Here is a 14,333-nt window from a genome sequence, read left to right on the forward strand (position 1 = left end):
ACAAATATTTCCACGTGATGGCGTCCAACGGAAATGTTTCGAGCTCGGCTTATATATCATCACTGCATCTCCAATCGCACCGGTTCGGGTATTCGAAGTTGCGCTCCCAACGCTGTCGGTGCGAGATCCGCGCGATCATCGTGCTGAACCATCATCGGTTCTGGGGATATGCTTCTGGCCCTTCATCGTCGGGCAACACGCTCCTATCGTCCACCCATGGCCATGCCGCCCGCCGCAGTGCCCTACCGCGCGAGCGGTTTAGTCCATTGGAGCCAACCGGACGTGGCTCATTACCGCGCCGTTCTTCTGCGACAACCCTGTAAAGTCCAACGTCGAGCAAGCGAGGCCCTGGACGTGCGCTGCCATCCCAAGCAGTGCGCCGATCGTGATAACGCCAGTACCGCCGATGCCGGTGATCAATATATTATAGGGATTAGTGAGAGATTGCGTTGATGGCGCCGGCAGATCGGCGAACAACGCTGTGGGATCGTCTAGGGCACGATCATTCTTGCGCAGCTTGGGGTTTAGAACGGTGACGAAGCTGGGACAAAACCCCTCGTTACACGAAAAGTCCTTGTTACAGTTCGACTGATCGATACGTCGCTTGCGACCGAGCTCGGTTTCTAACGGCTGTACAGAAACGCAATTCGACGCTTCCGAGCAGTCGCCGCACCCCTCACAGACTCGTTCGTTTATGAATACCCGCTTCGGCGGATCGGGAGAGAGACCGCGCTTGCGCCGGCGCCGCTTTTCAGCCGCGCAGGTTTGGTCGTAGATCAGGACAGACAGGCCTACGATGTCACGCAACTCGCGCTGGACGGCATTGAGCTCGCGACGATGATGAACCGTGGCGCCGGCCGGGAAGTAACTTGCCGGATACTTTTCAGGGTCGTCGGAGACGATCGCCAGCCGTTTGGCACCTTCGGCGGCGACCTGGTGCGCGATCTGCGATACAGTGAAGCCGCCCTCTGCCGGCTGACCGCCAGTCATCGCAACCGCATCATTATATAATATCTTGTAGGTAATGTTTACACCGGCGACAGCCGCCGCGCGCAGCGCCAGCAGGCCGGAGTGCGTATAGGTTCCGTCGCCGAGATTCTGGAAGACATGGCGTTCATTGGTGAAGGGCGACTGCCCGATCCACGTCACCCCCTCCGCTCCCATGTGCGAGACTGTTGCTGTGCGGCGGCTGGGCACCGACAGCGCCATTCCATGACAGCCGATGCCGGCCATGGCGCGGCTGCCCTCCGGGATTTTCGTCGAGGTGTTGTGCGGGCAGCCCGAGCAGAAGTACGGCGTGCGCTGCAGCTTGGCGGCACTGGGGCTCGCGGCCGGCCGGTCGAGGGCTTCGAGCTTGGCCAGTCGCTGCTCCAGCACGGGGCTACGGTGACCGAGGCGGCGCAGCCGCGCCACCACGGCCGCCGCCACCATGGTCGGCGTCAGCTCGCCCTCGCTCGGCAGCAGGACCGCGCCGCTCTCGTCGCGCTTGCCGACGACCGAGGGCCGCTTCGCGGCATCCACGTTGTAAAGGATGCGCAGAAGCTGGTCCTCCATGAAGCCGCGCTTCTCCTCGACGACGAGAATGTCCTGCAAGCCGTCGGCGAAGGCGCGTGCGCCGCTTTCCTCCAGCGGCCAGGTTAGCGCCACCTTGTAGATGCGCAGGCCCAGCGTCCGGGCCTCCTCGTCGGTGATCCCGAGATCGGCCATCGCCTGACGCAGATCGAGATAGACTTTTCCGGTCGCCAGGATACCGAGCCGCGCCGGCTTGGAATCGAGCACGATGCGATCGAAGCGATTGGCGCGGGCAAAGGCCGCGATCGCCTGCATCTTCGGACCGTGCAGCCGCCGTTCCTGCTCCAGCGGCGGGTCCGGCCAGCGGATCGAGAGGCCACCCGGCGGCATCTCGAAATCGTCGGGCATGACGATCCTGATGCGATCGGGGTCGCTGACGATCGACGCCGAACTCTCGACCGTTTCCGAGATCGCCTTGAAGCCGACCCAGCAGCCGGAGAAGCGCGACAGCGCAAAACCCAGAATGCCGAGATCGAGGTAGTCCTGCAAGGTCGACGGATTGATCACCGGCATCAGCGCCGAGGCGAACACCTGCTCGCTCTGATGGGCCAGCGTCGAGGACTGGCAGCCATGATCGTCCCCGGCGAGCGCGAGCACGCCGCCGTTCGGCGAGGTCCCGGCCGAATTGGCATGCTTGAGCGCGTCCAGCGAGCGGTCGACGCCGGGGCCCTTACCGTACCAGATGCCGAACACGCCATCGACCCTGGCGCCGGGAAACATGCCGACCTGCTGGCTGCCCCACACTGCCGTCGCAGCCAGATCCTCGTTAAGGCCGGGCACGAAGGCGATGTCGTGCTGCTGAAGGAACGATTTCGCCTGCCACAGCGCGTTGTCGTACATGCCGAGCGGAGAGCCGCGATAGCCAGAGATGAAGCCGCCCGTGGTCAGCCCCTGCGCGCGGTCGCGCTCCCGCTGCAGCATCGGCAGCCGGACCAGCGCCTGGGTGCCGGAGAGAAAGATCCGCTTTGCATCCAGCCGGTATTTGTCGTCTAGCCCGACGTCCATCAGTGCCATCGTGACGCGTCTCCCCCTCGCGACTGTCCTGCTGACGCTATTCGCATGGGCGCGACCGGCCGACTGTCTTCTGCAGCTCGATCCGGTCGATGCGATCGAACATGGCATCGTCGATATCGAGGTCGGCGGCGAAATGCATGGGATCGGCATGACCGCAGATCACGTCGGCGAAATGCCAGCGCGCGACGCCGAGCACCTTGTCTCCGGCGAGGACGGCGATCTTCAGCGGATGATCCGTGCCGACGCCGCGGGCGCTCTGGTAGCCGTCCGCCACGCAATACAATTCGACCCGGACCTTGCCTTCCGCGATCCGCTGGACCGACAGCTCGATGTCGCAGAAGCCGAACGCCGCATCGTCATCCGAACCTTCGGCATAAAAATAGAACGCGCCGATTACACCATGGGCGCATTTGCCGAGCTTGCGGTCCTTCGGCACCTGCGCGTCCGGCCGCGCCGGCGTTCGCGGCGGCAACGGGCCCAGCGAGCAGAGCTGGGCATAGGAATAGCAATTGGTCATCGCGCCGCTCATGCCTCAAGCCCGAGCCAGCGCCGGGCGTTCGCCGTAAACTCCTGCCGCGGCATCGCCAGGGCTCGCTCGGCAAACTCCGCCGGCCGGTCCTGCTTGATCGTGAAGGGGTAGTCGGACCCGACCAAGATCCGGTCCCGGCCCACCTTGCGCAGGAGATAGTCGAGCGCCTCCCGGTCGTAGAGGATGCTGTCGAAATAGAACGCCTTCACGGTCTCCGCGGGATCGCGGGCGAACAGGCTGTCCAGGGGCGGCCCGATACCGCGGGCGTGCTTCAGCCGCGGCAGGATCGACGGCAGCGCGCCGCCGCCATGGCTCAGCATGATCCGTAGCTTTGGAAAACGCTCCATCACGCCATGAGTCATCAGTGAGACCGCCGCGAAGGCCGTCTCGAGTGGAAAGGCCGCTACGGCCGCCAGCTCCGGGCGGCCGCCCATGCGTTCGAGCCCGGCCGGGTGCAGGGGATGGACCAGGATCGCGAGATTCGCCTGCTCGGCCGCCGCATAGACCTCCTGCAGCTGCACGTCACCGAGAGCCATACCGTTGATATGCGTGCCGATCTCGAAACCGCGCAAACCTTGCGATTTCAGCTCCTCCAGCCGCTTCACGGCAAGCCCGGGATCCTGCATTGGCAACATGCCAATGCCGATGAAGCGCCGGGGGTCGGCGCTGCAGAGCTCGGCGATTCCCTCGTTGATGTGACGGCTGATCGCGTCTGCATCGTCGGCCGGAAACCAGTGTGACAACAATTCCGGCATCGGCGAGACGATCTGCACGTCGACGTCGTCGGCCGCCATGTCGTCGATGCGGCGGCTCGCATCCCAGCTCCGGGAATCGATCACGCGGAACACTTTTCCGCCGACCATCACCGCGGCACCATCGCCACTACGAAGCTCAACGGAGGGCCAGAGCGGATTGCGGCCGGTTGCGACAGGAAAGCTGCGCGGCACGAAATGCGTATGGGTGTCGATCGCCTCAGCCAAGGCTCGTTTCCTCTGATTTTTGTTATGCACTGCAGCGCGGTTTGTCCGATTGCCGGGGACCGCACTGCAATTCACTTTACAAGCAGGTTGGACTGTTTTTAATATGGAAGCAATCGAAGAATAATCACGGACGGGTGTTGCGATCGCGCAATCGCCGCCCCAGGGAGCGAAGATCTAGTTGCTGGCCGCATCAGCCCATATCGTGATTGCAGGCGCCGGACAGGCCGGCGGCCGCGCGGCCGAGGCCTTGCGGGCCCGCGGGTTCCAGGGCGGGATCACGATGCTGGGCGAGGAAGCGCACCCGCCCTATGAACGCCCGCAACTCTCGAAGGACATGCTGGGGACTGCGGACAAGCCGGTCACCTTTATTAAGCAGGCGCGGGATTGGAGCAGCGTTCTGGACGTGCGGCTCGAAACCGGCGCGCCGGTCGCCGATTGCGATGCGGACCGCCGCACCGTGACGACGGCCGACGGCCGCGTCTTCGGCTTCGACCGCTTACTGATCGCAACCGGGACCCGGCCGCGCCGCCTGGATGGACTCGAGGGACGCGGGCCCAAGGTGCAATATCTGCGCAACGTCGAGGATGCGCTGCGCTTCCGCAAATCGATCCGCGACAAGTCGCGCATCGTCATCGTCGGCGGCGGCGTGATCGGGCTGGAGGCGGCCTGCGCCGCGGCGAAGCATGGCTGCCGCACCACGGTGATCGAGAACGAACCGCAGCTGCTCGCCCGCGCGCTGCCCTCCCTCGTCAGCGATATCGTCGCCGACAGACATCGCAGCCACGGCGTTGATTTCATTTTCGGAACGACCGTGACCGGCGCGACGGCGGGCGGTGTCCAACTCGGCAACGGCGCGGAGATCCCCGCCGATCTGATCCTGGTCGGGATCGGCGTCGAACCGGTCGCAACCGTCGCCGAGCGGCTCGGGCTCCTCGCCACTGCGGGTATCGCGGTCGATGCGTGCGGACGCACGGCGGTGCCGGACGTGTTCTGCGCGGGCGATGCCGCCCTGCAATGGAGCCGCTGCCACGGCCGCGACATCCGCGTCGAGACCTGGGCCAACGCCCAGAACCAGGCCATTGCCGTTGCCGGCAACATGCTCGGCGAGCAGAAGGATTATGTCGATCCGCCCTGGTTCTGGACCGACCAGTACGATCTCAACATCCAGGTCGCCGGCGACATGTGCGACAGCGACCACATCGTCCGCGGCGAGCCGGCCTCCGGCCGCTTCTCCGTCATCGCGATGCGCGGCGCCGACCTGGTCGGAGCGCTGTCGGTCAACGCCGCCAAGGACATGGCGATGCTGCGCCGGCTGCTCGCGGCCAACAAGCGCCCTGCCCGCACCGACCTGGAATCACCCGCCTTCGATCTGCGGGCTGCATTGAAATGAAGAACATTCGTTTCCGAGGGAGAGACCGCCAATGAACGCGTTCGAGCGGATGAACACGGCGCTGATGGTCGACGAGACCAAGCAGATCTTCAGGGTGTCGCGCCAGGCTTTCGTCGACCCCGACATCCTCGCGGCCGAGCGCAGCCAGATCTTCGACAAATGCTGGCTGTATCTCGGTCACAGCTCGGAAGTCCCCAAGCCCGGCGATTTCGTCACCCGTCAGGTCGGCGGCCGCAACATCCTGTTCGCGCGCGATGCCAAGAGCACGCTGCGCGCGATGCTCAACACCTGTCCGCATCGCGGCGCGCAGGTGTGCCGCGAGAAGCACGGCAGCGCGAAGTCGTTTCAGTGCTTCTACCATGGCTGGGTGTTCGGGCTCGACGGTGCCCTGCGCAGCCAGCCGGGCGAAGCCTCCTACGCACCCGATTTCAAGGAGCGGAGCACCTCAAACATGCAGCAGGTCGCGCGCTTTGAGGGTTACCGCGACTTCAACTTCATCTGCTTCGACAAAAATGCCGACAGCCTCGACAGCTATCTCGGCGCGGTGAAGGAATATCTCGATGTCATCGCCGACCAAGCCGAAGCCGGCATGACCATCGTCGGCGGCACGCAGGAATATTCCATGCGCGCCAACTGGAAGTTGCTCACGGAAAATTCGATCGACGGCTACCACGCACTGACCACGCATGCGACCTACTTCGACTATCTGAAGGCCACCAATGGCGGTCTCGCCCCCGTCCCGCTCGAAGGCGCGGCGCGTGATCTCGGCAACGGCCACGCAGTGCTCGAATACAAGGCGCCCTGGGGGCGTCCGGTCGCGCAATGGGTGCCGATGTGGGGCGAGGACGGCAAGAAGGAAGTCGACCGGCTCTTCCAGAACCTGGTGGCAAGACATGGCGAGGAGCGGGCCAAGCGCATCGCGCTGTTCAACCGCAATCTGTTCGTCTTCCCCAATCTCGTCGTCAACGACATCATGGCGGTGACCGTCCGGACCTACTACCCGATCGCGCCCGACTTCATGAATATCAGCGCCTGGGCGCTGGCGCCGAAGGAGGAGACCGACTGGGCCCGCAAATACCGGCTCTACAATTTCCTCGAATTCCTGGGCCCCGGCGGCTTCGCAACGCCCGACGACGTCGAGGCGCTGGAGCAGTGCCAGCGCGGCTTCCGCAACTCCGCCGAAGCACAGTGGAACGACATCTCCAAGGGCATGGGCAAGCCCGTGCCGGCCTATGACGACGAATTGCAGATGCGTGCGTTCTGGTCGAACTGGAACAGGCACGTGTTCCAGACGCCGATCTGAGAGGGGAACAGGACATGCAAGACGTCTCCCGCTCCGATATCGAGGACTTCCTGTTCACGGAAGCCGATCTGCTCGACGAATGGCGGCTGCCGGAATGGCTCGAATTGTTCACGGAGGACGCAATCTATTACGTCCCCTCGACCGACGTGGCTGCGGATTCCTCGCCCGACAAGACCCTGTTCTATGTCGCCGATGATCGCTTCCGCCTGTCCGAGCGTGTCAAGCGCCTGATGAAACGAACGGCGCACGCCGAGTTTCCGCACTCGCGCACCCGGCATCTCGTCAGCAACGTTCGGATCCGCAATCGCAGCGATTCCGAGATCGAGGTGGGCTCCGCCTTCATCACTTATCGCACCAAGGACGGCGTGACCGACACCTATTTCGGCAGCAACCGCTATCGCATCGTGGTCGAGGGCGGCCGCCTCCGCATCAAGGAAAAGCGCTGCCTCCTTGACAGCGAAGGCCTCCGCACGCAGGGCCGCGTCAGCATCATCCTCTAGAGAAGCCGGATCAATGGACAAGAAACTCCACAACAACGTTGCCATCGTGACAGGCGCGGCTAAGGGCATAGGGCTCGCCATCGCGGAGCGGCTGGCGCGCGACGGCGCAAAACTCGTCATCGCCGACGTCGATGACAACGGGCTGAAGCAGGCCGCGAGCCATCTGAAGTCGACATTCGACGCCGATGTCGCGAGCTGCGCCGGCGATCTTTCCGAGCAGAGCGTGGCCGAGAAGACCGTCAATCTGGCGAGCGATGCCTTCGGACGGCTCGACATCCTCGTCAACAATGCCGGCGGCGGCATCATCAAGCCGTTCGCCGAGCACACGCCCGAGACGCTCAAGACAACGATCGACCGCAATCTCTGGACCGTGCTTTGGTGCTCCTGGTACGCGGTTGCGAATATGCGAGCGCAACGCTACGGCCGCATCGTCAATCTCGGTGCGGATTCGGTGCGCAACGGGCTGTGGGACCACGCCGCCTACAACGCGGCCAAGGGCGGCGTGCACGGCCTCACTACCGGCATGGCGCGCGAATTCGCCAGGGACGGCATCACCGTCAACACGGTCGCCCCCTGCGCCGTGAATACACCTCAGATGGTGGCGATCACCAAGAGTGATCCGGCGCTCGCCGCCAAATTTGTCAGCGTCATTCCCATGGGCCGTCCGGCCGAGATGGAGGAAGTCGCGTCCATGGTGTCCTATCTGGCTTCCGCCGAGGCGTCGTTCGTGACCGGTCAGGTCATCAGCGTCAATGGCGGCAGCGCGATGCTCTAGGTCGATCCGGATGGCTGAAACGATTGTTCTCTGCGCCGCGGACGACGTCACTGAAGGCGAAATCAAGCAGGCGCCCCTGCCCGACGGCTCCAACGTCGCGCTCTACCGCGTCGAGGGGTTAATCTACGCGACCGCCGACATGTGCACGCATGGCGAAGCCTCGCTGTCGCTGGAAGGGCTCCTGAACGGGAAAATCGTGGAGTGCACCTTCCATTTCGGGACCTTCGACGTGACCACCGGCGAGCCGACCGGTATGCCTTGTGACATCCCCCTGAAAACCTATCCGGTGACCATCGTCGACGGAAAGGTCCAGATCGAGGTCTGACATGGCAACACGCCCCGACCGTTTCGCATCCTCGCAGAAATCCGCCCGCCGGTCGCTCGGCGCCACGCGGCGGCGCACGCAGGCTGAACGCACCGAAGCAACCCGCACGCAGATCCTGAAGGCGGCCGCCAACCTCATTCGCAGGCGCGGCTACGCCAGGTTCCGAACCGCCGACGTCGCCGCAGAAGCCGGCATGTCGCGCGGCGCGCAGCTGCATCATTTCCCGACCAAGGATTCGCTCGTCGTCGCCACGCTCGAATATGTGTTCGAGCAGGCGCAGATCATGAGCCGGCGGCGCGCCGCGGCGGTCAACCGCCCGCGCGATCTGATCGAGGCCGTGATCGAGGACGCGCGCGAGTTCTTCTTCAGCGAGCACTTCATGGTGGCGATTGACATCGTGCTATCGACCTCCACGGACGATGCCGTGCGCAAGCAGATCTTCGAAATCTCCCGGAAGGCGCGCCGCCCGGTCGAGACCGCCTGGACCGAAGCCCTGACGGCCAGCGGCGTCCCCGCAGCCCTGGCGGCGGATATCGTCGCTCTCACTCTGAGCCTTGTCCGGGGCATGGCGCTGCGCACGCTCTGGGACAACGACCCGAAATGGTTCGACGAGCTGTTCTCGGTGTGGCGGCGCATGATCAAGATTTTCCTGGACTCGCAACCTGCGAAGGCGCGGACGAGATGAAGAACGGCCATGCTACGCCCCTCGTCACCTCTGTCTGCTACGTCCGTCTTGCGGTCAGCGAACTGCATGCCGGTGCCCGCTTCGTGTCCGACATCTTCGGCCTGCAGCAGGTCGCGGCAGAGGACGGCGAACTCGCGTTCCGCTCGGACGACCGCTACCGCACGGTCAGCCTCGCCAGCAATGCGAGCGACGCCGCCAGCGTCGGGATCGAGGTGTGGGACGACCATGCGCTCGCAACGATCGGCGAACGCCTCGGCGATCTCGGCTTCACGGTGAATCGCGCGGAACCCGAGGAGTGCCGGCGCCGCTACGTCCAGTCCGCGCTGCTGGCCGAGGATGCCTCGAACAACCGGATCGATCTGGTGGTGCGCCCCACCCGTAGCGGCAAGCGCTATTTCCCGTCCCGCGACGCCGGCATCGTGCAGTTCCATAGCGTCGGACTCCGGACCACCGACAACGCGCGCGATCTCGCGTTTTGGAAGGCGCTCGGGGCCGAGGTCAGCGACTGGGTCGGCGACATCGCGTACCTCCGCATCGACGGAATGCACCACCGCGTCGCGCTTTATCCGTCGACGCGCAACGGGTTGCTCTATGCCGCGTTTGAGGTCGAGGCGCTCGATCAGATCATGCAGAACAGCTATTTCATGCAGGAAAGCCAGATCAGGATCGTGCAGGGGCCCGGCCGTGAAGCTGCCTCGCGCCAGATATTCCTTCACGTCGAAGGCCCGGACGGGCTGATCTTTTCCTACGTCAACGGCATGGCGGAGCACGGCGACAAGCCGCGGCTGGCGCGGCAGTTTCCGCTGACGGCGGCATCACTGTGCGACTGGGGCAGCGAGAGTAAGGACGTGCCGGAACTGAGCGCGTCCGTCTGAACGAAAAGAGAGAAGCAGCATGATCCAGCTCAAGGATGTCAGCTACGTCCGTCTAGGCTCGCCCGATCTCGAATCCGCCGAGACCTTTGCGACGACCTGCCTCGGCCTGCAGATCGCGGAACGCGGCCGGAAGGAGCTCTATCTGCGCTCCGACGATCGGGCGCACACGCTGTGCTATTCGGAAGGCGATGCGCGCAGCCAGACCGTCGGCTTCGAGGTCGAAGACGAGGCGAGCCTGCAGGATGCCGCATCCACCCTCGAAACGCTCGGGCACCCTGTCCATGCCGGAACGTCCGAGGAAGCCGAGCAGCGCAAAGTGAAGGCCTTCATCGGCTTCCGCGATCCGACCGGCAACCACATCGAGCTGGTGGTGCGGCCCGAACGCAGCGGGCGACGCTACTTCGCCAGCCGCGATGCCGGCATCACCGGCTTCAGCCATATCGGACTTAACTCGACCGATCCCGCCCGCGACGAGCGGTTCTGGACCCAGGTCTGCAACGCCCGTGTCAGCGACCGCATCGGCGACATTCCGCTGATGCGCGTCAACGCGATCCATCACACGATCGCTTTGGTGCGGGCGCCGAACGCCGGCATCCAGCACATCAACCACCAGGTCGAGAGCAGCGACGACGTGCTGCGCTCCTACTACTTCCTCAACGACAAGCGCGTGCCGATCGTGTTCGGCCCCGGCCGGCATCCGACCTCGGGTGCCCGCTTCCTCTATTTCAAGGGTCCGAACGGCATGATCTTCGAATACTCGGTAGGCGTGGACGAGATCGAAGACGAAGCGACGCACCGGCCGCGGCAGTTCGGCTTCGAGCCGACCAGCTTCTGCATGTGGGGCGCCAAGCCCGCCGGGATGACGCTGCCGAACAAATAGAAGAAACGACACGCGGCGCCGAACAACGGCGTGGGCATATCAGGCGAGGACATATGGATCTGGGATTGAAGGGTCGCAAGGCCGTCGTCTGTGCGGCGAGCCAAGGACTTGGTCGTGCCAGCGCCGTCGCGCTGGCACGAGAGGGCGTCGAGCTGTTCATCGCGGCCCGCCGGCGCGAAGTGCTGGAGGCGACGGCCGACGAGATTGGCAAGCTGACGGGAAATCGTCCCACGCCGGTCGTCGCCGACGTGACGATGAAGGAAGGGCGGGATGCGCTGCTGGCGGCGTGTCCCGCGCCTGACATCCTGGTCAACAATGCCGGCGGCCCTCCCCCCGGCGACTTCCGCAAATTCGAGCGGGACGACTGGATCAAGGCGCTCGACGGCAACATGCTGGCGCCGATCGCGCTGATCAAGGCGACCCTGGACGGCATGATCGAGCGCAAGTTCGGCCGCATCGTCAACGTCACGTCTCACGCGGTGAAGGCGCCGGTCGCCATGCTCGCGCTGTCCAACGGTGCACGTGCCGGCCTGACTGGCTTTATCGCCGGACTGTCCCGCTCGGTGGCCGAGCACAACGTGACCATCAACAACCTGCTGCCCGGCACGTTCGAGACCGACCGGTTGAAATCGAACCTGGCTGCGCTCGCGAGAAACTCCTCGCGCGACGTCGCGGAGGTCACGAAGGAGATCCGGACCGCCAATCCGACCCGGCGGTTCGGTCACCCCGACGAGTTCGGCGCAACCTGCGCCTTCCTGTGCTCGGCGCAGGCCGGATACATCACGGGTCAAAACATCCTCATCGACGGCGGCGCTTATCCCGGCACGTTCTGACTTCGAGGGAAGCGGCACCGAATGAAGGTGGGGACGGCATGACTGACGTACTGATCGTGGGCGGCGGGCCAGTGGGCCTGATGACGGCGCTTGGGCTCGCCCAGCAGGGCGTCTCGGTGCGATTGCTGGAGGCAGAGGACGGCGTCGTGTATTCGCCGCGGGCTATCTCCTACGCTTGGACGATTTTGCCGGGACTCGAACTGCTCGGCGTGCTCGACGACCTGATCGCGGCGGGGCATCCGATCGACGACCGTTGTTGGCGCATCTTCAAGACCGGTGAGACCATCGTCTACAACCACGATGCGGTGCGCAACATCACCGACCGTCCCTACAATCTGACGCTGGGACAGGACGTGCTCGCAAAGGTCGTGCTGCAACATATCCAGCGCTATCCGAACGTCACGATCGATTGGAGCACGAAATTCATCGGCCTGACCCAGACGACGGACAAGGTCGTTATCCGCGCCGAGAAAGCCGGTACGCCCGTCGAATACGACGCCCGCTGGGTCGTCGGCGCGGATGGCGGCCGCAGCGCCGTGCGCAAGGCCATTGGCCTGACCATGGACGGCTTCACCTGGCCGCAGCGTTTCGTGGTGACCAACATCTATTACGACTTCGAGAAATACGGCTGGAGTTCGGGGTATCTGGTCGATCCGGTCTATGGCGCGGTCGTCTACAAGATCACTCTCGACGGCCTGTGGCGCTTTACGTTCGCAGAGCAGACGACTCAGCCTTTGGAGACGGTTGGCAACCGGATCCGTAGTTTCATTAAGGCAACCCTCCCGGGTGACCAACACTATGAGCTGGTGCTTCACACAGCCTACAACATGCACCAGCGCTCCGCCGCGACCTATCGCGTCGGGCGAGTAGTCCTCGCGGGTGATGCCGCTCACATAACCAACCCAACGAGCGGGTTCGGGCTCATGGGCGGTTTGTACGATTCATTTGTATTGAGTGAGGCGCTGGCATCCGTCGTCGACGGACGTACCGGCGACCAAGTACTCGATCGCTATTCCGAGCAACGCCTGAAGATTTATCACGAAGTCACTTCACCCATATCGAGCGAAAGTCTTCGCTTGGTCTTCAACTCTACCGATGAGGCCCGCCTAGAGCGAGACCTTTCTGTCTTGCGAGCGCGCAAACACGATCCTGAAGCGATGCGGAAGTTCTTATCCGCACCGGCCGGGCTCGAGACCCCCTCATTGATCTCGGGGCAAACGCTGGTCCAGCGCGTGAAGGAAAAACGGCTCTAGCCGCGTAGTTGGCGTCTTGGATCATCTGAGCCAGCGTTTGACTTTGATTGAACTTATTGAGAAGAGGACCAAGGATGAAAGCTCTTTCCCGCCGTTCAGTTATTCGCCTTGGCGCTGCTACGGCTGCTCTCGCCGGCATCCCCAGAAGCACTAAAGCCGCGACAAGTGCCGGTCCTGGCGTCACCGACTCCGAAATAAAACTCGGGACGACGGCCTATTATAGCGGCCCCGCCTCAACTGCGGCCGCCTATGGCCAGGCGCAGGTAGCCTACTTTCAGATGGTCAACGAAAGGGGCGGAATAAACGGACGCAAGGTCAATCTGATCTCTCTCGACAATGCATTCAGCCCGCCCAAAGCGCTGGAGCAAACGCGCAAACTTGTCGAGTCCGAAGATGTTTTTGCTATCGCCGGTTCGCTCGGTACGCCCACCAACGTCGCCATTCAAAAGTACCTGAATAGCAAAGGCGTACCAAACCTTTTCCTGACTTCGGGCGCCGAGCGGTTTAACGATCCCAAGACGTTTCCCTGGATCGTTCCATTCTACCCTATCTATGCCGCCCAAGGAGCGTTGTTCGCGAAGCACATCTTACGAGAGCGCCCTTCGGCGAAACTCGCCATCCAATATGAGAATGACGACCTGGGCCGCGACTATGTGAAGGGTTTGAAGCAGGGCCTCGGCGACAAGGCATCCAGCATGATCGTTAAGGAGCTGAGCCACGAGCTCTCCGATCCAACGATCGACGCGCAGATTGTCGATTTCAAAGCTTCCGGAGCTGACGTGCTAATCCAGTTCACGCAATCCAAGTTCGCCGCGCAAGGCATTCGCGCTGCCGCTGGCATGGATTGGCACCCGATGCACATCGTCGCCTCCAATGCAGGCTCAATCGGCACCACCTTCATTCCGGCTGGCATCGAGGCTTCCAAAGGCGTGATCACGGCGATATGGGAGCGCAATCCCGCGGATCCGACCCAAGCAGATCATCCGGCGGTGAAGGACTTCAAAGCTTTCGCCGCCAAATACATGCCGAACCTTGACCTCAATAACGCTGCGGCGGTCCCGGGCTACAACAATGCGTACATGATCGAACAGGCGCTGAAGCGCTGCGGAACTGAACTATCGCGCGAAAATTTGCTGAAGCAATCAACCACTCTTCGCGACATAATTCCGCCAATGTTCATTGACGGGATTGGCGTATCGAATTCCCCGACCGATTATCGTGCAATCCATCACCTGCAGCTGACCCGGTTTGACGGCAGCACACTGGCCCCAATCGGGAGTCCAGAACTTATCGATCATCTCGGGTGATTCCGAGTTTCTCTGATCCTGAAGATCCCAACCTTTGATAAGAGCATCAGAAGGCTGATCGAGCCCTGCTAGTAGCTGCGCTCCAGTTTCACAAATGCCAGCCAATTGTTAG

Annotated in this window: 14 protein-coding genes; 11 read left to right on the forward strand and 3 right to left on the reverse strand. The window is 63.1% G+C overall.

Annotated features, from left to right (window positions below; translation table 11 throughout):
- Window positions 1-258 precede the first annotated feature (258 nt).
- From ACSHT2_RS06555 to ACSHT2_RS06565, 3 genes are read right to left on the reverse strand one after another with little or no spacing between them, the layout of a single operon-like run.
- Complete coding sequence (locus ACSHT2_RS06555; RefSeq protein WP_440640867.1) at window positions 259-2,586, reverse strand: indolepyruvate ferredoxin oxidoreductase family protein; 2,328 nt, start codon at window positions 2,584-2,586, stop codon at window positions 259-261.
- Window positions 2,587-2,623: 37 nt separating this feature from the next.
- A complete protein-coding gene (locus ACSHT2_RS06560) occupies window positions 2,624-3,115 on the reverse strand; it encodes a hypothetical protein (protein WP_440640868.1) in 492 nt (163 codons plus the stop codon).
- The gene (locus ACSHT2_RS06565; RefSeq protein ID WP_440640869.1) at window positions 3,112-4,095 is read right to left on the reverse strand and encodes an amidohydrolase family protein; all 984 of its coding nucleotides are present in this window, start codon (window positions 4,093-4,095) and stop codon (window positions 3,112-3,114) included. Before ACSHT2_RS06565 ends, ACSHT2_RS06560 begins: the two co-directional genes overlap by 4 nt.
- Before the next feature lie 178 nt (window positions 4,096-4,273).
- Here ACSHT2_RS06565 and ACSHT2_RS06570 point away from each other — a divergent pair, with 178 nt between their 5' ends.
- The 11 genes from ACSHT2_RS06570 to ACSHT2_RS06620 all read left to right on the forward strand — a co-directional run bounded on the left by ACSHT2_RS06570 (window position 4,274) and on the right by ACSHT2_RS06620 (window position 14,221).
- Window positions 4,274-5,485: an NAD(P)/FAD-dependent oxidoreductase gene (locus ACSHT2_RS06570; protein ID WP_440640870.1), complete on the forward strand. Its 1,212-nt coding sequence runs from the start codon at window positions 4,274-4,276 to the stop codon at window positions 5,483-5,485.
- Window positions 5,486-5,516: 31 nt separating this feature from the next.
- Entirely contained in the window at window positions 5,517-6,788 is a 1,272-nt protein-coding gene (locus tag ACSHT2_RS06575; protein ID WP_440640871.1) for an aromatic ring-hydroxylating oxygenase subunit alpha, read from the forward strand.
- A gap of 14 nt (window positions 6,789-6,802) precedes the next feature.
- Window positions 6,803-7,288, forward strand: coding sequence for an aromatic-ring-hydroxylating dioxygenase subunit beta (locus ACSHT2_RS06580; RefSeq protein WP_440640872.1), 486 nt, complete (start codon window positions 6,803-6,805; stop codon window positions 7,286-7,288).
- Window positions 7,289-7,301: 13 nt separating this feature from the next.
- Complete coding sequence (locus ACSHT2_RS06585; RefSeq protein WP_440640873.1) at window positions 7,302-8,063, forward strand: SDR family oxidoreductase; 762 nt, start codon at window positions 7,302-7,304, stop codon at window positions 8,061-8,063.
- Between the two features lie 10 nt (window positions 8,064-8,073).
- Window positions 8,074-8,388, forward strand: a complete 315-nt coding sequence (locus tag ACSHT2_RS06590) for a non-heme iron oxygenase ferredoxin subunit (RefSeq protein ID WP_440640874.1) — start codon at window positions 8,074-8,076, stop codon at window positions 8,386-8,388.
- A 1-nt stretch (window position 8,389) separates the two neighbouring features.
- The gene (locus ACSHT2_RS06595; RefSeq protein WP_440640875.1) at window positions 8,390-9,073 is read left to right on the forward strand and encodes a TetR/AcrR family transcriptional regulator; all 684 of its coding nucleotides are present in this window, start codon (window positions 8,390-8,392) and stop codon (window positions 9,071-9,073) included.
- On the forward strand, window positions 9,070-9,948 hold the full coding sequence (locus ACSHT2_RS06600; protein ID WP_440640876.1) for a VOC family protein: 879 nt from the start codon (window positions 9,070-9,072) through the stop codon (window positions 9,946-9,948). Before ACSHT2_RS06595 ends, ACSHT2_RS06600 begins: the two co-directional genes overlap by 4 nt.
- 19 nt (window positions 9,949-9,967) lie before the next feature.
- Window positions 9,968-10,828, forward strand: coding sequence for a VOC family protein (locus ACSHT2_RS06605; RefSeq protein ID WP_440640877.1), 861 nt, complete (start codon window positions 9,968-9,970; stop codon window positions 10,826-10,828).
- Between the two features lie 53 nt (window positions 10,829-10,881).
- Window positions 10,882-11,661 carry an SDR family oxidoreductase gene (locus ACSHT2_RS06610; RefSeq protein ID WP_440640878.1) on the forward strand — a complete coding sequence of 260 codons (780 nt, stop codon included), beginning with the start codon at window positions 10,882-10,884 and terminating at the stop codon, window positions 11,659-11,661.
- A gap of 38 nt (window positions 11,662-11,699) precedes the next feature.
- Complete coding sequence (locus ACSHT2_RS06615) at window positions 11,700-12,914, forward strand: FAD-dependent oxidoreductase (protein WP_440640879.1); 1,215 nt, start codon at window positions 11,700-11,702, stop codon at window positions 12,912-12,914.
- Window positions 12,915-12,988: 74 nt separating this feature from the next.
- Window positions 12,989-14,221 carry an ABC transporter substrate-binding protein gene (locus ACSHT2_RS06620; protein ID WP_440640880.1) on the forward strand — a complete coding sequence of 411 codons (1,233 nt, stop codon included), beginning with the start codon at window positions 12,989-12,991 and terminating at the stop codon, window positions 14,219-14,221.
- Window positions 14,222-14,333 lie beyond the last annotated feature (112 nt).

Origin of the sequence: Bradyrhizobium sp. PUT101, from assembly GCF_052043945.1 — a bacterium.
In the GTDB taxonomy this organism is placed as follows: Bacteria; Pseudomonadota; Alphaproteobacteria; order Rhizobiales; family Xanthobacteraceae; genus Bradyrhizobium.